Below are 19,435 nucleotides of genomic sequence, written 5' to 3' on the forward strand. Positions count from 1 at the left end.
GCAAGTACCCCGTGCCAGGAGGGACGGGGCTACCATCGCGTCATACACAGACACGTCGCCGTGCCATGACAGCGCACGGGGATCGCGCAGGAGAGGTGCCATGCAACGTTATTCAGGCTTCGGCCTCGTCAAGCACGCGTTACGCCACCACGAGGATTGGCAGCGCCAATGGCGCAATCCCACGCCCAAGCCGGGGTACGACGTGATCATCGTCGGCGGCGGCGGGCACGGTCTGGCCACGGCGTACTATCTGGCCAAGGAGCACGGCATCACCAATGTGGCAGTGCTCGAGAAGGGCTGGCTGGGCGGCGGCAATACTGCGCGCAACACCACCATCGTGCGTTCCAATTACCTGTGGGACGAGTCGGCGGCGCTCTACGAGCATGCGATGAAGCATTGGGAAGGGCTCTCTCAGGAACTCAACTACAACGTCATGTTCTCCCAGCGTGGCGTGTTGAACCTGGGCCATACCCTGCAGGACATGCGCGATATTCAGCGCCGGGTCAACGCCAACCGACTCAATGGTATCGACGGTGAGGTGCTGGATGCCCAGGGCGTGCAGTCGCTGGTGCCGATCATGGACTGCTCGAAGCATGCACGATATCCGGTCATGGGCGCGTCCTGGCAGCCGCGCGCCGGGGTGGCGCGTCACGATGCCGTGGCCTGGGGCTATGCCCGCGCCGCCGATGCGCTGGGCGTCGACCTGTTGCAGAACACCGAGGTCACCGGCTTCAAGATTCGCGATGGGCGGATCCTGGGCGTGCATACCAACCGCGGCGACATCGAGGCCAAGACCGTGGGCTGCGTCACGGCAGGCAACTCCAGCGTGCTGGCCCGCATGGCCGACCTCAACCTGCCGCTGGAGTCGCATCCCTTGCAGGCGCTGGTCTCCGAGCCGCTCAAGCCGGTACTCGATACCGTGGTGATGTCCAATCACGTGCACGGTTACATCAGCCAGTCCGACAAGGGCGACCTGGTCATCGGTGCCGGCATCGACGGCTACAACGGCTACGGCCAGCGGGGCAGCTATCCCACCGTCGAGCACACCTTGCAGGCCATCGTCGAGATGTTCCCGATCTTCTCCCGGGTGCGCATGAACCGCCAGTGGGGTGGCATCGTCGATACCTGTCCGGATGCCTGTCCGATCCTCTCCAAGACCAAGGTCAAGGGGCTCTACTTCAATTGCGGCTGGGGTACGGGCGGCTTCAAGGCAACGCCGGGCTCGGGGCATGTCTTCGCGGCCAGTCTGGCCAAGGGCGAGATGCATCCCATCGCCGCGCCGTTTTCCATCGACCGCTTCCACAGCGGGGCGTTGATCGACGAGCACGGCGCCGCTGGCGTCGCGCACTAGGGCTCGTCTGAAAAGTCGACGAGCGATTATCAGACAAGGCAAAAATGGGCGAAAAGACGGAGTTTACAGATCGTAAATGAGTACTTTGAGCCTATTTTTAACGCCGTATGATCGAGCGCAGGCACTTTTCAGACAGTGCCTAAGGGAGAGCCACCATGTTCCATATCTATTGCCCCTATTGCGAAGAATTGCGCGAAGAAGAGGAGTTTCATCCCAAAGGCCAAGCGCATATCGCTCGTCCCGAGGACCCGGACGCCTGCAGCGACGAGGAATGGGGCGACTATCTGTTCTTCCGCGACAACCCGCGCGGCATCCATCACGAGATGTGGCTGCACGCGGTGGGTTGTCGCAAGTTCTTCAATATCACGCGCAATACCGTGAGTTACGAGATCCTCGAAACCTACAAAATGGGCGAGCAGCCGACGGTAGGCGCCGAGCATCTGGCGCGTGAAGAAAAAACCGCGAGCGTGCAGGCTGCCGAGGGCGGCCAGCAGACCGTGGGTGCCAGTGACGCCGCTCTGGCGTCGGTCAAGGGAGCACAGGCATGAGCCAGACAGCATCACAGTCCAACCGCCTGGCGCAAGGCGGCCAGGTCGACCGCACGCAGACGTTGACCTTTACCTTCAATGGCCGCACATACACCGGCCATCCCGGCGATACTCTGGCCTCGGCCTTGCTGGCCAATGGCGTGGACCTGGTCAATCGCAGCTTCAAGTACTCGCGCCCGCGCGGCACCGTCGCCGCCGGTGCGGAAGAACCCAACGCGGTGGTTCAATTGGGCGCCACGGAGGCGACCCAGGTGCCCAACGTGCGCGCTACCCAGCAGGCGCTTTACGACGGCCTGGTCGCGAGTAGCACCAACGGTTGGCCCGACGCCCAGCGCGACATCATGCGCTGGGTCGGCAAGCTGGGCAGTCCGTTCATGCCGCCGGGGTTCTATTACAAGACCTTCATGGCACCGGCCTCGATGTGGATGACCTACGAAAAATACATCCGCAAGACGGCCGGTCTGGGGCGTAGTCCGACACAGCCCGATCCGGATATCTACGACCACATGCATCGGCATTGTGACCTGCTCGTCGTCGGCGCCGGCCCTGCAGGCTTGAGCGCGGCGCTGGCGGCGGCGCGTGCCGGGGCCCGGGTAATCCTCGCTGACGAACAAGAGACGATGGGTGGCTCGCTGCTCGATACGCGCGAGACGCTGGACGATCAACCCGCCGCTCAATGGCTGAAGACGACATTGGCGGCGCTGGCGGAACACGACAACGTCACCTTGCTGCCGCGTACCACCGCGCATGGGTATCACGATCATCATTTCGTGACGCTTCACGAACGCCGCACCGAGCACCTGGGCGATAGTGCGCCGTCTCAGGATGGTCATCGCCAGGCGCGCTCGCGGCTGCACCGGGTACGTGCCGGCCAGGTAATCCTGGCGACCGGCGCACATGAGCGCCCGCTGGTGTATGCCAACAACGATGTCCCCGGCAACCTGCTGGCTGGAGCGGTGTCGACCTACATTCGCCGCTACGGCGTGGTGCCCGGCCAGAAGCTGGTGCTCTCCACCAGCAACGATCACGCGTACCGCGCCGCATTGGATTGGCAGGAGGCCGGGCGCGAGGTGGCGGCTATCGTCGATGCCCGCACCGCGCCGGAGGGCGATCTCGTAACGCAGGCCAAGGCGGCGGGCATCCGCGTCATCACCGGCAGTGCGGTGATCGAGGCCAAAGGGGCGCAGCGCGTCTCAGCGGCACGCGTGGCGGCCATCGACGTGGACACCTTCACGGTCACCGGAAAAGTCGAGACGCTCGAGTGCGACACCATCGCCAGCTCCGGCGGCTACAGTCCGGTGATCCACTTGGCCTCGCATACCGGCGCGCGTCCGGTATGGAGCGATGACATCATCGGTTTCGTACCGACTACCGTGGCGGGCGTCACGGCGACGGGCGGTGCCCATGGCGTCTATCCGCTGGGCGAGGTGCTGGCGGACGGCGTCGAGGCCGGCGTTAACGCAGCGACGGCACTGGGCTTCGCTGCCACCGTGAATGACGCGGACCTGCCACATGTCGAGCAGCGCCATGAAGGCCCGGCCTGCGCGCTATTCCAGGTGCCGCATGAGAAAACCACGCTGCGTGCGCCCAAGCAGTTCGTCGATCTGCAGAATGACGTCACCGCCGGCGCCATCGAGGTGGCAACGCTCGAAGGGTTCGAATCCATCGAGCACGTCAAGCGCTACACCGCCATGGGCTTCGGTACCGACCAGGGCAAGCTGGGTAATATCAATGGTATGGCGGTCGCCGCACGCTGCCTGGGGCAGAGCATTCCCGAAACCGGCACTACGGTATTCAGGCCCAACTACACACCAGTGACCTTCGGTGCCGTGGTCGGACGCCACTGCCGCGAGCTCTTCGATCCCGAGCGCTACACGCCGATGCAGGCCTGGCACGTTGCTCAGGGCGCCGAATTCGAAGACGTCGGGCAGTGGAAGCGTCCTTGGTACTATCCTCGCAAGCGCGCCGATGGCGGACTCGAAACCATGGCGGAAGCGGTGGCCCGTGAGTGCCGCGCGGTTCGCGAGGGTGTGGGCATTCTCGACGCCTCGACGCTGGGCAAGATCGATATCCAGGGGCCGGATGCTCGCGAGTTCCTGGGTCGTATCTACACCAATAAGTGGCAGAAGCTGGCGCCTGGTCGCGTGCGCTACGGACTGATGTGCGGCGACGACGGCATGGTGATGGACGACGGCACCACCAGCTGCCTGGCCGAGAATCACTTCCTCATGACCACCACCACCGGCAACGCCGCGCCGGTGCTGGAATGGCTCGAACTCTGGCACCAGACCGAATGGCCAGAACTCGAGGTGTATTTCAACTCGGTCACCGACCACTGGGCGACGATGACCGTGACCGGTCCCGAGGCGCGCAAGCTGCTCACCGACTTGACCGATATCGACCTCGACCGCGAGGCGTTCAAGTTCATGGATTGGCGCGAGGGGCATGTGGCGGGTGTACCCGCGCGGGTGTTCCGTATTTCCTTCACCGGGGAGCTGGCCTTCGAGATCAACGTCCAGGCGCACTATGCCATGCACGTCTGGGAAGCGTTATTCGCGCACGGCGACAAGTACAACCTGACGCCTTACGGCACTGAGACGATGCATGTGTTGCGTGCCGAGAAGGGCTTCATCATCGTCGGCCAGGATACCGATGGGTCGGTGACGCCCGAGGATCTCGGCATGCACTGGGCCATCGGCTATGACAAGCCGTTCCCGTGGGTCGGCAAGCGGGCGCTGACGCGCTCCGATACGCGTCGCGAAGGGCGCAAGCAGCTCGTCGGCCTCAAACCCAAGGACGCGAGCGTGGTGCTGGAGGAAGGCGCGCCGGTCGTCTTCGATCCGAAACACGCCATCCCCATGCCCATGGCTGGCCACGTGACCTCGAGCTACTACAGCCCGACGCTGGAAAGCGGCTTTGCCCTGGCGGTGGTCAAGGGTGGCCATCAGCGCATGGGGGAGAGCGTCTATCTGCCGATGGCCGATGGGCGTGTGCATGAAGCCGAAATCGTCGGTACCCAATTCGTCGATCCCAAGGGAGAGCGCCAGCATGTCTAACTCGGTCCATGTCTACGACGCCCGTGCCGATCACGCTACCGTTACCGCCGAGTCGCCGTTGGCGTACTCCTTCCAGCGCAGCGGCATGCCGGCGCCTGGAGAGGAAGGCCGTGCAGTGATTGGCGAGCGAGCGTTTCTGGGGCATCTCATCCTGCGTGGCGGTGCCATCGTCCTCGACGAAGCGCTACGCGAGGTACTCGGTATTGGTCTGCCCGGGCGCCCTAATTCGCTCACCGTAGATGCCGATGGGCAGCGCTCCGTGCAATGGTTGTCGCCCGACGAATGGCTGCTGATCGTGCCCGGCGACGAGACCTTCGGCCTCGAAACACGGCTGCGCGCGCATCTCGGCGGGGCGCATGTCGCCATCGTCGACGTCAGCGCGGGGCAGACGCTGATCGAACTCTCCGGGGAGGCGGCGCATGAAGTCCTGATGAAATCGACGGTCTATGATGTCGACCCGCATGCGTTCACGGTAGGCAAGGGCGTGACCACGCTCTTCGCCAAGACCAACGTCATCCTGCGTCGCCCGGACGAGGCGCGCTGGGAAATCATCGTGCGGCGCAGTTTTGCCGACTACGTATACCGCTGGCTGCTCGATGCCGGCGAGGAGTATGGTATCGGTGTCACACGAGAAAGCCATCATGAGGCGTAAAGATGCCACCTGGATCCTCACCGCTCAGTGCCCCAGCCGCCTGGGGACTGTCGACGTGGTCACGCGTTTCTTGAAGGAGTGTCGCTGCTACATCACCGAGCAGCAATCCTTCGATGACCGCCACGGTGAGCGCTTTTTCATCCGCACGGCTTTCCAGCCCGAGGAGACGGATTTCGACGCCGATACCTTCCAGGCGGCGTTCGCCGCCCGCGCGGCCGAGTTCGACATGGTCTTCGAGCTGACCGCGCCGGAGGCGCGCATGCCGGTGGTGATCATGGTGTCCAAGGCGGATCATTGCTTGAACGACCTGCTATACCGCTATCGCACGGGGCAACTGCCGGTGACGATTCGTGCGGTGATTTCCAATCATCCGGATCTCGAGCCGCTGGTCGCTTGGCACGATTTGCCTTATTACCACCTGCCGATCACGCCCGAGACCAAGGCCGAGCAGGAAGCCGAGGTGTGGCGAGTGATCGAGTCCACCGGGGCGGAGCTGGTTATCCTGGCGCGTTACATGCAGGTGCTTTCCAGCGAGCTGTGCGAGAAACTCACGGGCAAGGCGATCAACATCCACCATTCGCTGCTGCCAGGGTTCAAGGGCGCCAAACCTTACCATCAGGCGTTCGAGAAAGGCGTCAAGCTGGTCGGTGCCACCGCGCACTACATCAACGACGATCTCGATGAGGGGCCGATCATCACCCAGGGCGTGGAGCCTGTCAGCCATGCCGATGACCCCGAGGACCTGGTCGCCAAGGGACGCGATATCGAATGCTTGACCCTGGCGCGGGCGGTATCGCTTCATCTGGAGCGACGGGTGTTTCTGCATGCCAGGCGTACCGTGGTCTTCGCGCGCTGACGGAGGCGAAAGCGGGAATTTTTCCAGCGTTCTCCTAATCTAAGGATGACGGGACGGCAAACGACAACACCGCCCAACGACGGCCGAGTACCCACAACCACAAGCTTACGTAGTGTTTCCCTGACGCGAGGAGGGTGAGCCATGATGATCGCGGACCTGATCGACGGCGACGACTTTCGCCAACGCCTGCAGGCACTGGGTGTCCGGATTCCCGACGGGGCCTGCCCCGAGACCAGTGCCCGGATGGCCGCCTGCAAGTACAATGACGTCGGGGTGGAGGGGTTGCCCGAGGCCATTCAGCACATGATGCAGCACAGCGATGAAATGCTGCCCTCGGTACGCCAGGCGATCGAAACCCATCTGCTGCCTCGTTTGCGTACCTAGAGGTATCCTCGCTCGGGCATTCGGCCTGTTATGAGGATGACAAGGCACCAGTGCAAAACGGGAATGCCCCACCACGCATGCATGACATGTATCGCGTGGTGGGGCATTTGTCCGATACGCACCGTCAGAGAAACGCTCAGCCCTGAACGATGTGCAATGAAGGGGCTTCTGCGTCCAGTCGCGACAGCATCGTGTCGCTGTACCAGTCGACGAAGTCGATCACGCCGAATTCGTAGGTCCTGGAGTAGGGCCCCGGCTGGTAGGCGACGGAGTTGATGCCGCGCTGGTTTTCCTCGGCCAGTTGACGGTCCTGGTCGGTGGTGGCGTCCCACACCTTGCGCATCCATTCCGGGTCGTAGTCGACGCCTTCCTGGGCGTCGCGATGGACCAGCCACTTGGTGGTCACCAGTGTTTGCTGCGGGCCCAGCGGCAGTACGCGGAAGACCACGGCATGATCGCCCATGAAATGGTTCCATGAATTGGGCAGGTGCAGAATGCGCAACGACCCCATGTCGGGGTTCGGCAGACGTCCCATCAACCGCTGGCTGGCCGGGCGCCCGTCCATCGTCATCGAGACGACGCCCTCGATCATCGGCGTGCGGGTCAAGCGGTTGCGCTTGCCGAAGCGCTTGAGCGCCCAGGGGACCTGCTGCTGTTCCCAGTGCGCCTGCTGGCGGGCGACCAGGTCGCGGTAGGCGGGCGTGGCGCGAGGGTCGTCGGTGTCATCGTATTCGATCAGCGAATTGAGCAGCTCCGGATGCGCACCGTTGCAGTGATAGCACTCGCGGTTGTTCTCGATGACCAGCTTCCAGTTGGCCTGCTCGACGATGTTCGACTCCGCCGCCACCTTGACGTTATCCATCTCGTAAGGCGCGAGATAGTCATCGAGCGTGGCCAGGAAATCGTCGATGGCCGGCGGCTGATCGGCCAGGCTGACGAAGAGGAAGCCACCGGCGTGCGTCACTGCCACCGGCTTGAGGCCGTGGGCACCGAGGTCGAAATCCTCGCCCATGTCCTGTCCCGCGAACAGCAGTCGGCCGTCGAGTTCGTAGGTCCACTGATGGTAGGGGCATACCAGCTTGGCGACCTTGCCCTTCGCCTGGGTGCAAAGTCGGGATCCCCGATGTCGGCACACGTTGTGGAAGGCATGGATCGTGCCCTGATCGCCGCGCACCACGATGATGGGATTGTCGCCGATCTGCACGGTCAGGTAATTGCCCTTGGCGGGAATTTCGCAGGTCATGCCGACGAACAGCCATTCGTGCTCGAAGATCTCGCGCATTTCCAGCGCGAACACTCGTGGATCGTTGTAGAACGGCTGCGGCAAGGAATGGTCGCCTTGCCGCTGGCGCAGCATGTCGGCGGTCGCGTCACGCGCGGCGGCCAGGGGATCGTCTAATGCGGATGTGGCGAGCAGATCCATGAAGGCATCCTCTTCGTGCGCCGGTTCGATAACGGATGGCGCCAATGACATTGAATGGGGTATGCGTGAGAGGCGCGAGTGACAAGGAGTGTGGCGTATCGCCACTCAAGCGAATTGTCTGCTCGCGACACCGGCCGATGCAGTGACGACGCCCATCGAAGACAGCGACTGCAAGGCGTGGCCGGGGCTGGCATGCGTGAGTCGTTGGCAGGCAAGTGGCCACTGAGCCGCATGATCACAATGCGCTGAAACGTCGGATACCGTCGCGCGACCAGGTAGACTTTCCATGACCCAGAATTTCTTCAATCCCGTCACGACCCAGACCTGGACGAACGGGCGCCACAACGTGCGCTGCGTGAAGGTCATCCAGGAAACCTGGGACGTTCGCACTTTCTGCTTCATGGCCGATCAGCCAGTGCTGTTCTTCTTCAAGCCGGGGCAGTTCGTGACCCTGGAGCTGGAGATCGACGGCGAAGCGGTGATGCGGTCCTACACGATCTCCAGTTCGCCCTCCGTGCCCTACAGCTTTTCGATCACCGTCAAGCGACTGCCCGACGGGCGTGTCTCCAACTGGCTGCACGAAAACCTGCAGGTGGGCAGCGAGCTGGTGGTGCACGGCCCGGTCGGGGATTTCAATGTCATCGACTATCCCGCCGACAAGGTGCTCATGCTGTCCGGCGGGGTCGGCGTCACGCCCTTGATGTCGATGACGCGCTGGTTCTTCGACACCAACGCCAATGTCGATCTGCAGTTCGTGCACAGCGCGCGCACGCCTCGCGACATCATCTTCCACCGCGAACTCGAGCACATCTTCTCGCGAATTCCCGATTTCCGGCTGCATATCGTCTGCGAGCGTGGTGATGAAAGCGGCGAACCCTGGGCGGGATTCCGCGGCTACCTGGCGCAGGCGATGCTCGAATTGATGGTGCCGGATTACCTGGAGCGCGAAATTTTCTGTTGCGGGCCCACGCCGTACATGAAGGCCGTCAAGCAGGTGCTGAAGAGCAACGGCTTCGACATGAGCCACTATCACGAGGAGTCGTTCGGGGCCACGCCCGCCGATGTCCGGGCGGATGTGGAGGAACTTGCCGAGCAGGCCGAGGCGGAGATGGAAGCCGTCGATACCGCCGACATGCTGCAGGTCGAATTCAGCAACAGTGGCAAGAGCATTCGCATCATGCCCGAAGAGACCGTGCACGCCGCCGCCGCCAAGCTGGGCCTGCACATCCCCAAGGCCTGTGGCATGGGTATCTGCGGTACCTGCAAGGTCAAGAAGCTTGCCGGCGAGGTCACCATGGAGCACAACGGCGGTATCACCGAAGAGGACGAGGCAGACGGTTATATCCTGAGCTGCTGCAGCACGCCCAAGAGTCATGTCGCCATCGAGTTCTGAGGCCCGGCATCGATACATAGGCCCGGCATGGCCGGGCGCTCAGCGTGACTCCGGGGAGGGTGTGCCCAGACGTTCGGTCGCTCGGGCGTGGCGGAGTTCACCGCGCGCCTGACGGGCGATCTTCCAGCCTCCGGATAGCGAGAGAAAGGCGAACACGCCGCCCACGATCAGGTCGGGCAAGGCGTTGCCACTGCCGAACACGCCCAGCGCGGCGAGCAGCACGGCACCGTTGCCGATGACATCGTTACGGGTGCAGATCCACACGCTCTGCATGTTGCTGTCGCCCTCGCGATAGCGCATCAACAGCACCAGCACTGCCAGATTGGCGAACAGCGCCAAGAGCCCTACCGCGCCCATGGTCGGCGCATCCGGAAAGCTGCCGGCCAGCAGGTTGTGCAGCGTGACGCCGAGTACCACGACACCGAAGCCAGCCAGCGTTGCTGCCTTGATCAGCGAGGCTCGGGCGCGCCACACCAGTCCCATGCCCAGAACCCCGAGGCTGATGGCGTAGTTCGCCGCATCGCCCAGGAAATCGAGCGAATCGGCCATCAATGAGGTGGAGTCCGCCTTCACGCCGGCCAGCATCTCGACCCCGAACATTAGCGCGTTGACCACCAGCGCGATCCATAGCACGCGCCGATAGCGTGGCGTCGCTTCGGGGGAGGGAGAGGAACCGCAGCAACACGCCATACAAACCTCATCATCGTGAACCGAATTGATCCTTGCGACTCTACAACCCTGGAGTGCACTCCAGGTCAAGCATGGTCGAAATGTGACAGTAATTTGAACGCGCAATCAAAATTCTGAATAATGAAAAAGAGAAATTTGGATAATAAATCAACATCAGAGGGATCTCATGACACATACACGATGGCATCTCGCGCCGCTGGCGGCGCTGACGCTGGGAGCGTCCACCCTGGCCCAGGCCGACGTCAGTGTGACGCGCGGCGCCACTGACATTCCCGATGGCGAGGCCAACCACGCACAGGACATCACCATCGCCAACGACCAACTGGCCTTTGCGCTGGCCGTCGAGTCGCGGCCACCTTGGGGCGTGCCGCGCGGGACGCTGGTCGATCTGGCGGCGGTCAAGGATGGCGAGATCGATCTGGACCGTGTCGCCTTTGCTGACTTCATTCCCAACAACTGGTCAGCCTGGCCCAATGACGGCAAGGAGGTCGAAGTCGTCGAGGAATCCGCCGAGCGCGCGGTGATCCGCGTCAGCCGCAATTTCGGCGAAGCCATGGTCACCACGACCTACACGCTGGAAGCCGGCAGCGATCGTGTGCATCTGGAAACCGTGCTCGACAACCAGGGCGACGAACCGCTGGAAGCGATTCGTTCCGGCTTCACGCTGTGGCCGGATACCGGGTATCTGTTCGGCGTGCCCGGACTGGGCGATGCCAAGGAAACCGAGGCCAGCGACGCGCTCACCGATCGCATGGTCGCCTACGACCGGGATTGGGCCTTCGCTCTGCATGCGCCCTATTTCGATCGTATCAATTACGAAGGCCAGGACATGTACCGCGAGCACAGCCTGAAGTCCGGCGAGTCGCGCCGCTTCGAAGGCTGGCTGCAGGTCGTGCCGGAAGGCGACCTGGCACCGGTGGTCGCCAACGAGATCGAGCGCAAGCAGCAGGACAGCGGCGAGATTCACGGCACGCTGCGCGATAGTGACGGCAATGCACCGCCCAATGGCGTGGTGATGATCGAGAAGGAGGGCGCGCCCTACGCCTGGACGCTGGCCGATGATGGCGAGTTCTCGATGTCGCTGCCGGCGGGCGAGTATCGGGCCTACGCCACGGCGGAAGGTTTCGCCAATGCCGAGCCGGTCGCGCTGGAAGTCACCGACGGCAGCGAGCGCGAGTTGAACTTCGATGGCATGCGCGGGCCCGGCACGCTGTCACTGGACATTCGCGGCACCGAGAACGACACGCCGCGCGATGCGCGTCTGACGATCCTCGAAGGCCAGCAGCCGCCGGTAGAGTTCCTCGGCAAGCAGACCTTCTTCACCGAACTGGACCCCGCCGGTCACGCCGAGCTCAAGCTGGCGCCCGGCGACTACCGCCTGGCCGTCAACGCCGGTGCCGGCTTCACCGCACGCCAGCAGACGCTGGAGGTCAGCCTGGAGACCGGAGAAGAGATCGACAAGACCGTCGAAATCGAGCGTCTCGTCGAACCCAACGACGATCACTGGTATGGCGCCGACCTGCATCATCACGCCAACGTGCTGGAAGGCACCACGCCACCGACTACGGTGGTGCGTGCCCAGTTGGCCACGGACCTCGACCTGACCTTCATCAGCGATCACGACTCCACGGCCAATCACGACACTTTCCGCAAACTCTCCGCCGAGCGCGGCGTGCCGTTCATTCCCTCCATCGAGATCTCGCCCTCCTGGGGGCACATGAACCCCTTCCCCATCGAGATGAACGGGGAACTCGAGGTCGACCCCGGCACCGACGACGTGCAGGAGATCGTCAAGGACGCACACCGTCTGGGCGCCGAGGTGGTGCCCATGAACCACCCGTACAACGCCTACGGCTATCTCAGCAATCTGGGCGACGGCAAGGTACCCGGCGGCTTCACGCCTGGTTTCGACCTGCTCGAACTCAATGCCGAAGTGGACAACGAGCCGACCATTGCCGCCGCGCATCGCTTCTGGGATCAGGGGACGCGCCTGTACTTCACCGCAGGCACGGATACCCACGATGCCTGGAACGATCTCACCGGCCGCATTCGCATGATGGGGCACGTGCCCGGCGAACTGACCCCACGCGCTTTCGCCCGTGCCCTCAAGGATGGTCATGGCTACGCGACCCAGGGGCCGTTGCTGTTCCCCGAGAAGCACATGTTCGGCGACAGCCTGCGCCTGGTGGAAGACGCCAAGGGCGAATGGACGGTGAACGCCACCGCCGTCAACGACCTGGCGGAAGCCCGCCTGATCGGCCAGGGGGGTGAGGTGCTCGCCACCCAATCGCTCGACGGCACCGACGCGACGTTGACCTTCGAGATTCCCGGTGATGCCAAGGGCTGGGTCGCGCTGGAAGTCGACGATGCCGATGGCGACACCGCCTGGACGAACCCGCTGTGGCTCGAGCGCCGCAGCAAGGCCGATTATCTCGGTCACGATGGTACCAACGAAGGCGGCGCTGACGAGGAAGACGCCTGATCGCGAGATCCGGCACGCGTCACCATAACCACGATAACGCTCCGCCAAGACCCCTGTTCAAAGGGGCTTCAAGGGAATGCCACGCCTTCGGGCGTGGCTTTTTTGTGGGCGGCTGGCAGGAACTGTGTGAGGATCTCACCAAAGTCGGCCACGCTGACATTGGCGACAGGGCATCGCGGGCTCTTTCCGTCGAACTCATGGCCGCGATACCGGTCCGTGTTGGTGGGAGTCGTCAGGGAAGCCGCGTCGCATGAAAAGCGTGCGCTTCGGTCGGAGATCACAGGAGGAGCCAGGGCATGAATGCAAGCAAGATACTGCAGCAGTTGATGCAACAAGCCGGCGGTAGCCAGAAGGGCAGTGGTGTCGATGTGAAGGGGATGCTGGACGGTCTCTCGAAACAGCTGGGCGGCAGTGGTTCACACGGCAAGTCCAGCGGCGGGAACGTGGGTGGCTTCGATATGAAGAGCCTGCTCGGCGGCGGTGCCCTGGGTATGCTGGTCGGCTCCAAGCGCGGCCGCAAGATGGGCGGTAAAGCACTCAAGTACGGCGCGATCGCCGGTGTCGGCGTACTGGCCTGGAAAGCGTGGCAAAATGCGCAGAACAAGGGCGCGGGCAGCGCGACACAAGAGGCTGACGAAGGCGAGCGTGTCGAGGCGCTCGACGGCGAGTACCAGGAGCGGCGTAGCCTGGAACTCTTGCAGGCGATGATCATGGCGGCTCGAGTCGATGGCCACATCGACGAGCAGGAACAGGCGCTGATCACCGAACAGATCGACGCCCTGGGGGCAGACGACGAGATGCACCGCTGGGTCGAACAGCAATTGAAGGCGCCGCTGGATGCCCAGGCCCTGGCCCGTGAGGCGGACTCGCCCCAGGCGGCGCGGGAGATGTATTTGATCAGTGTCGCCGTGATCGACGAGACCACGCCGATGGAGCGTGCCTGGCTCGATCAACTGGCCAGCGAGCTGGGGCTGTCCCCGGAGATGGCCGCCGAGCTTGAACGCCAGGCGCAGCAGGCCGAGGCCGGTTAAGCCCGAGCCTTTCAGCGATGCGACGCCGCCAGGGTGCCCCCGGCGGCAATGAACAAGCTGCCAGTGGTGCGGTTGAACAACTTCACACGGCGCGGGCTATGAAACCAGCGTCCGATGCCCGAGCCCATCGTGGCGTAGCTCGACATGGTGGTGAGGTCGATGGCCAGCCAGGTCAGCGACAGGATCGCGAATTGGGGCAGTTGCGGGGCGCCGAGATCGATGAAGCCGGGAAACAGCGCGCCGAAGAAGAGCAGGTCCTTGGGATTGCTGATGCCCACCGTAAAGCCGCGCCGAAACAACTCCAGCCGCCCGGTACGCCCGGCTTGCACCGAACTCGCCGACGGCGTCTCCGTCGGCGACGTCGTCACGGGCGCCCGCCAGGCCTGAATGCCAAGATAAATCAGATACGCCGCGCCCAGCCCCTTCAGCAGCATGAAGGCCAGTTCCGAGGTGGCGAGAATCGCGCCCAACCCCAGCGACGAGAGCCCCATGAGCACCAACGACGCCATGGCTCCGCCGATCACCGTCGCCAAGGCGCGCTGACGGCCATGGCGTAACCCGTGGTGCATGCATAACAGTGCCACCGGACCGGGAAAGGCGATCAGTGCGGCGATAACGCCGACATAAGTGAGCCACGTCGTCAGCTCCATGGGGGAATCTCCGTTCATGAGCGGTTGCATACGGCCGCCAAATGGGCTCGCATGGCCACCGTATATTCGCGACGGCCGATCAAACGATGATATATCAATTTACTACGATAAAAAGCGCCGCGCTTCCCCGTTGTGTCTACACGATGACACCGTCCAGCAACACCACCGGGCTTGGAGATCGACCTTCGTCGGGCATAGAGTGAAAGCGGGACGCCACGCGTCGACGTGGCGATCACGTTTATGCGCCTCTCGAGGGCGCCGATGCGGAGGGAATCGCATGAGCAGTCACAGTAACGTGGCCGAGATCATCGTCGAGACACTGGCGGAGGCTGGCGCCAGGCGCTGTTACGGCGTCGTCGGCGATACCATCAATCACTTCACCGATGCCATTCGACGCAGTGATGCCCTGGAATGGGTGCATGTGCGCCATGAAGAAGTCGGCGGCTTCGCCGCGGGGGGCGAGGCCTACATGACGCGGGATCTGGCGGTATGTGCCGGTACCTGCGGCCCCGGCAGCCTGCATTTCGTCAATGGGCTGTTCGAGGCGCATCGCAGTGGTTCGCCGGTGGTATTGATCGCCTCCCAGGTGGCCACCAAGGATGCCGGTATCGGTTTTCCGCAGGACGTCGACCCCAGGGCCATCTATTCACAGTACAGCGTGTTCTGCGAGTCGATCGTCAATCCCGAACAGGCACGCCGCATGACCGCGCTGGCCGCCCAGTCGGCACTGGCCAATAACGGGGTGGCGGTGCTCGTCGTGCACGGCGATATCTTCACGCAGACACCGAGTCAGGACCTGCCGTTTCGCGCGCATCGCTTCGACCCCATCGTGCGGCCCAATGCCGAGGAATTCGTGCCTGCCGTCAAACAGCTCAATAAGGGAGGCAAGATATCCATCTTCGCCGGATTTGGCTGTGAGCACGCCCGCAGCGAGGTCATGGCCCTGGCGGCCAAGCTCAACGCGCCGATCGCCTGGACCTCGCGCGCCAAGGACTTCATCGAACCCGACAATCCCTTCGAGGTCGGCATGACCGGCGTGTTCGGTCTGGCAGGCGGTTATCATGCCGTGGCCGAATGCGACACGCTCCTGCTGCTGGGCTGCAACTTCGCCTGGGGGCAGTTCTATCCCGAGAAGGCCACCATCATTCAGGTGGATATCGACCCGCAGCAGATCGGCAAGCGTCATCCGGTGGACATCGGCCTGGTCGGCAGCGTGCGTGATACCTGCCTGGCGCTGGCCAAGATGATCGATGAACAGACCGATACCCGTTGGCTGGATAGCTGCCGCAAGCAGTACCAGAAAGCGTTGACGCATGATGCTCACGAGTCCCGCGACGATACGCTGATCCACCCGCAGGAGCTCACCCTGGCACTCAATGCGCATGCGCCCGACGATGCCTTCTTCACGGCGGACGGGGGGAGCCCGATGGTCTGGATGCTGCGTCACATTCGGGCCACCGGCCGGCGTCGTACGCTTTCCAGTCTCGTTCACGGCACCATGGCCAACGCGTATCCGCAGGCGATCGGCATTCAAAAGGCCTTTCCCGAGCGGCAAGTCATCGCCATGTGCGGTGACGGTGGCCTGACCATGCTGATGGGAGACCTCTTAACCCTCAAGCAGGAGAAGGTGCCGCTCAAGATCGTCGTCTACAACAACAGCTCGCTGGGCTTCGTCGAACTGGAACAGAAGGTCGAAGGTCTGCTCGACAGCTACACCGATCTCGAGAATCCCGAATTCGACAAGCTGGCGCAGGTCATGGGTATCTGGGGCAGGCGAGTGGAGGAGTCGCACCAGCTCGAACCCGCCATCATCGAATGGCTCGCCCATGAGGGGCCGGCACTGCTCGACGTGAAGGTCAACCGGATGGAACTCGTCATGCCGCCCAAGGTGGAAGCCGGACAAGTCGCCTCTACCGCGCTCTACTCCACCAAAGCCGTTCTCAACGGGCGCATGGAGGATGTCGTCGACCTCGTCAAGAGCAACTTCTTCAAGCGCTGAACGCGTAGCCAAGTCAATGCTCACTCACGACCGGGCACCGCCAGGTGCCCGGTTTTTATGTGCTGAGCGACGATGAGGCACCTTCAAAGTGAGTCATTACCCACCTGGCCTCGGCCCATGACCTCGACCACACTCATGCCAAGCGCCAACGCGAAGGAGGAGTGTGGATGATGCGACCGGGGTTTCTCTGTGCGACATGCGGGGTGCAGTATCCCGCGAGCGAGGTGCCGCCGTCGCGGTGCCCGGTGTGCGAGGACGAGCGCCAGTACGTGCCGGCATCGGGGCAGCAGTGGACGACGCCGACGGCCCTGGCGGCGGGGCATACCAATACCTTTCGCGAGATGGTGCCGGGGCTTCTGGCGCTGGGCACGGTGCCGAAGTTCGCCATCGGCCAACGGGCGTTCTTGCTGCGCACGCCCCACGGCAATGTGTTGTGGGATTGCCTGAGTCTGCTGGATGCGGCCACGGTTACGCTGATCGAGGCGTTGGGCGGACTCGAGGCCATCGTCATTTCGCATCCGCATTACTACGCCACCATGGCGAGCTGGGGTCGTACCTTCGGGTGCCCGGTGTACGTGCACGCGGCGGACCGCGAGTGGATCATGGCGCCGGACGAGGCGCTTTCCCCATGGCAGGGCGAGACGTTGGAGGTGCTGCCCGGCGTGACGGCACACCGGCTGGGTGGGCATTTCCCCGGGGCCAGCGTGCTGCACTGGGAAGCGCGCGGTACGCTGTTGACCGGGGATACGCTGCTGGTCACGCCGGACCGCATGGCATCCTTCATGTGGTCGTACCCCAACAACATTCCGCTGCCCGCCAGTGAGGTGGCACGTATCGGCGAGCGCTTGCAGCGTCTCGACTTCGAGGCCGTCTACGCGGCATTCTGGCACAGTGAGATCACCGCCGACGCGGGGCCGGTAGTGGCACTATCGGTGGCGCGCCATTGCCAGGCACTGGAAGGCGGTGGGACGACGTGAGCGCCCACTCGGATGGCGACGATGGACACCCATGAACGGAGACGATGTCATGAAGTTGTATCTCAAGCCGGGCAGCTGTGCGATGGCGGTGCATATCGCGCTGGAAGAGGCGGAGTTGACCTACGAGATCGAGACGGTGGATCTGGCCACCAAGCAGACGGCCAGCGGCGAGGATTACCTGACCATCAATCCCAATGGCTACGTCCCCGCCCTGGTGCTGGATGACGGCGAGGTGATGACCGAGGCGGTCGCGATCCTGCTGTATATCGCCAACCTCGCGCCGGAGGCCGAACTGGCGCCATCTCCGGGCAGCAAGGCCTATTTCGAGCTGTTGAGCCATCTGGTATTCATTACCACCGAGCTGCACAAGAACTTCAGCCCGTTCTTCAAGCCCAACAGCGGCGAGACGTGGCGCGCCATGGCCCAGAAGAACCTCAACGCGCGGCTGTCACTGATGAACAAGCACCTGGCCACACGCGATTACGTGGCGGGCGAGCGTTTCAGCGTGGCGGACGCCTACCTGTTCACGGTACTCAGCTGGTCCCGGGTGGTGCATGTTTCGCTGTCGCCGTGGCCCCACCTGGAGCGTTTCGTGGCGCGCATTGCCGAGCGCGAGTCGGTCCAGTGCGCCATGCAGGCCGAAGGCTTGAAGTGAGCGATCGCTTGCGCTCGGCCCGTTGCGATCAGCCATGATCGCGTGGTTCGGTGTCGCTGACGTCGATGTCCACCTCGACCATCATGCCTGGGCCGATCAGCTCGGTCGGTCCGTCGTCGAACCGAATGCGAACCGGCAGGCGCTGGGTGATCTTGGTGAAATTGCCGGAGGGGTTGGGATCCGGCAGCAGTGCGAACTGGCTGGTGGCGGCGCGCCCGATGACGCTGACATGCCCCTTGAAGATGGCGTCGGGGAAGGCATCGACGGTGATCGCCACCGGCTGGCCCTGACGCAATTCGCCGATGTCGGTTTCCTTGATGTTGGCTTCGACCCACAGCTTGTCGGGGTCGTGCATCATCAGGATCGGTTGTCCGGCACTGACATACTCGCCCTGATCGACCAGCGTCTTGTTGATCACACCGTCGCTGGGACTGGTGATATGCAGGTCGTCGAGGCGTAGACGCTCCTCGTCGCGCTTGGCTGCGGCCGACGCCAGGTCGCGTTCGGCGATCTTGACTTGCTGGCGCAGCACATCGGGGTTGGGCAATGGCATCTGCGAGCCGTTGATGAAACCGACTCGGGCGTTGTCGGCCAGCGCCTGATTGACCTGCACTTCCTGCTGCGCCTGGGCATGCTCGGCGAGTGCGGCTTGATAGGCATAGTAGTCCTGATCGCGCCGCTGCTCGGAAACCGAGTGTTTCTTGTACAGAGCATCGGCGCGCTTGAAGTCACGTTCGGCTTCAGTGAGTCGTGCCTGTGCGGCTTTCTCGGCGGCCTTGCTGGCGTCGAGCTCCTGTCGGGTCAGATTCATACCGCCCTCGAGCTGCTTTTCGGCCATCGCCAGCCGTGTCTTCTCGTAGTCGAGTCGCGCACGCTGGGCGACGACGTCTGCCTCGAGGGAGGCCAGGCGGCGTTCATCGGGTGCGCTGTAGAGCGTGGCAATCTCATCGTTTTCGACGAGCATGTCGCCTTCGGTCAGCGTGAAGTGGGTAATCCGACCGTCCAGGCGGCTGCTCACGGTGATCTGATCGGCCATGACGCGGGCGTCCTGAGCGCTGACGTGGGTCATGCGGTGGGCGATGGCGAAGCCCAGCCACACCAGAAAGAGCACGACGATGATGGCGAGAAGTAGCCATTTGGCACCGCGTGGCAGACGTCGGTGGGATGTTGGAGGCGTTGAGGCGTCGTCGGTCATGCTGGTGTCGTGGGTCATGACAGTGTCCTTGGTCGAATCGGACGTCGCGTGGACATCCTGGTCACTTGGGCTACTTGTTCTCTTGAGCTATTT

16 protein-coding genes are annotated in these 19,435 nt (G+C 63.2%); 12 read left to right on the forward strand and 4 right to left on the reverse strand.

Translation table 11 applies throughout. The features are described 5' to 3' along the window. The first annotated feature begins 100 nt into the window (after nucleotides 1-100). The 6 genes from CSAL_RS05120 to CSAL_RS05145 all read left to right on the forward strand — a co-directional run bounded on the left by CSAL_RS05120 (nucleotide 101) and on the right by CSAL_RS05145 (nucleotide 6,847). Nucleotides 101-1,351, forward strand: coding sequence for a sarcosine oxidase subunit beta family protein (locus tag CSAL_RS05120; protein WP_011506301.1), 1,251 nt, complete (start codon nucleotides 101-103; stop codon nucleotides 1,349-1,351). 155 nt (nucleotides 1,352-1,506) lie between these two features. After that, complete coding sequence (locus CSAL_RS05125) at nucleotides 1,507-1,899, forward strand: sarcosine oxidase subunit delta (protein WP_011506302.1); 393 nt, start codon at nucleotides 1,507-1,509, stop codon at nucleotides 1,897-1,899. Then, nucleotides 1,896-4,955, forward strand: coding sequence for a sarcosine oxidase subunit alpha family protein (locus CSAL_RS05130; RefSeq protein WP_011506303.1), 3,060 nt, complete (start codon nucleotides 1,896-1,898; stop codon nucleotides 4,953-4,955). The genes CSAL_RS05125 and CSAL_RS05130 overlap by 4 nt, the downstream gene beginning before the upstream one ends. Next, nucleotides 4,948-5,607: a sarcosine oxidase subunit gamma gene (locus tag CSAL_RS05135; RefSeq protein ID WP_011506304.1), complete on the forward strand. Its 660-nt coding sequence runs from the start codon at nucleotides 4,948-4,950 to the stop codon at nucleotides 5,605-5,607. The genes CSAL_RS05130 and CSAL_RS05135 overlap by 8 nt, the downstream gene beginning before the upstream one ends. Next, entirely contained in the window at nucleotides 5,597-6,463 is an 867-nt protein-coding gene (gene purU, locus CSAL_RS05140; RefSeq protein ID WP_011506305.1) for a formyltetrahydrofolate deformylase, read from the forward strand. The genes CSAL_RS05135 and purU overlap by 11 nt, the downstream gene beginning before the upstream one ends. Nucleotides 6,464-6,604: 141 nt before the next feature. After that, a complete protein-coding gene (locus tag CSAL_RS05145) occupies nucleotides 6,605-6,847 on the forward strand; it encodes a hypothetical protein (RefSeq protein ID WP_011506306.1) in 243 nt (80 codons plus the stop codon). A 136-nt stretch (nucleotides 6,848-6,983) separates the two neighbouring features. On the opposite strand, the gene gbca is transcribed toward CSAL_RS05145, so the two are convergent. Beyond that, nucleotides 6,984-8,270, reverse strand: a complete 1,287-nt coding sequence (gene gbca, locus CSAL_RS05150; RefSeq protein WP_043557995.1) for a glycine betaine monooxygenase oxygenase subunit — start codon at nucleotides 8,268-8,270, stop codon at nucleotides 6,984-6,986. 286 nt (nucleotides 8,271-8,556) lie between these two features. On the opposite strand from gbca, the gene gbcB reads away from it, so the two are divergent. Beyond that, on the forward strand, nucleotides 8,557-9,663 hold the full coding sequence (gene gbcB, locus CSAL_RS05155) for a glycine betaine monooxygenase reductase subunit (protein WP_011506308.1): 1,107 nt from the start codon (nucleotides 8,557-8,559) through the stop codon (nucleotides 9,661-9,663). A 39-nt stretch (nucleotides 9,664-9,702) separates the two neighbouring features. Here the strand turns inward: gbcB and CSAL_RS05160 are convergent, their stop codons facing one another. Further along, entirely contained in the window at nucleotides 9,703-10,353 is a 651-nt protein-coding gene (locus CSAL_RS05160) for a cation efflux transmembrane domain-containing protein (protein ID WP_011506309.1), read from the reverse strand. A gap of 166 nt (nucleotides 10,354-10,519) precedes the next feature. Here CSAL_RS05160 and CSAL_RS05165 point away from each other — a divergent pair, with 166 nt between their 5' ends. Both CSAL_RS05165 and CSAL_RS05170 read left to right on the forward strand, forming a co-directional pair. Continuing rightward, entirely contained in the window at nucleotides 10,520-12,835 is a 2,316-nt protein-coding gene (locus CSAL_RS05165) for a CehA/McbA family metallohydrolase (protein WP_011506310.1), read from the forward strand. 296 nt (nucleotides 12,836-13,131) lie between these two features. After that, nucleotides 13,132-13,866: a tellurite resistance TerB family protein gene (locus tag CSAL_RS05170; protein ID WP_011506311.1), complete on the forward strand. Its 735-nt coding sequence runs from the start codon at nucleotides 13,132-13,134 to the stop codon at nucleotides 13,864-13,866. An 11-nt stretch (nucleotides 13,867-13,877) separates the two neighbouring features. Here CSAL_RS05170 and CSAL_RS05175 read toward each other — a convergent pair whose 3' ends face one another. Further along, nucleotides 13,878-14,516, reverse strand: a complete 639-nt coding sequence (locus tag CSAL_RS05175) for a LysE family translocator (protein ID WP_011506312.1) — start codon at nucleotides 14,514-14,516, stop codon at nucleotides 13,878-13,880. A 277-nt stretch (nucleotides 14,517-14,793) separates the two neighbouring features. Between CSAL_RS05175 and CSAL_RS05180 the strand changes: the two genes are divergently transcribed. The 3 genes from CSAL_RS05180 (at nucleotide 14,794) to gstA (ending at nucleotide 18,147) form a co-directional block, all read left to right on the forward strand. After that, the gene (locus CSAL_RS05180; RefSeq protein WP_011506313.1) at nucleotides 14,794-16,515 is read left to right on the forward strand and encodes a ubiquinone-dependent pyruvate dehydrogenase; all 1,722 of its coding nucleotides are present in this window, start codon (nucleotides 14,794-14,796) and stop codon (nucleotides 16,513-16,515) included. A gap of 167 nt (nucleotides 16,516-16,682) precedes the next feature. Next, nucleotides 16,683-17,492 carry an MBL fold metallo-hydrolase gene (locus CSAL_RS05185; RefSeq protein ID WP_011506314.1) on the forward strand — a complete coding sequence of 270 codons (810 nt, stop codon included), beginning with the start codon at nucleotides 16,683-16,685 and terminating at the stop codon, nucleotides 17,490-17,492. 31 nt (nucleotides 17,493-17,523) lie between these two features. Further along, nucleotides 17,524-18,147, forward strand: a complete 624-nt coding sequence (gstA, locus tag CSAL_RS05190; RefSeq protein WP_244846497.1) for a glutathione transferase GstA — start codon at nucleotides 17,524-17,526, stop codon at nucleotides 18,145-18,147. A gap of 28 nt (nucleotides 18,148-18,175) precedes the next feature. Here gstA and CSAL_RS05195 read toward each other — a convergent pair whose 3' ends face one another. Continuing rightward, complete coding sequence (locus CSAL_RS05195; protein WP_011506316.1) at nucleotides 18,176-19,360, reverse strand: HlyD family secretion protein; 1,185 nt, start codon at nucleotides 19,358-19,360, stop codon at nucleotides 18,176-18,178. Nucleotides 19,361-19,435 lie beyond the last annotated feature (75 nt).

It is taken from the genome of Chromohalobacter israelensis DSM 3043 (assembly GCF_000055785.1).
GTDB classification, from domain to species: domain Bacteria; phylum Pseudomonadota; class Gammaproteobacteria; order Pseudomonadales; family Halomonadaceae; genus Chromohalobacter; species Chromohalobacter israelensis.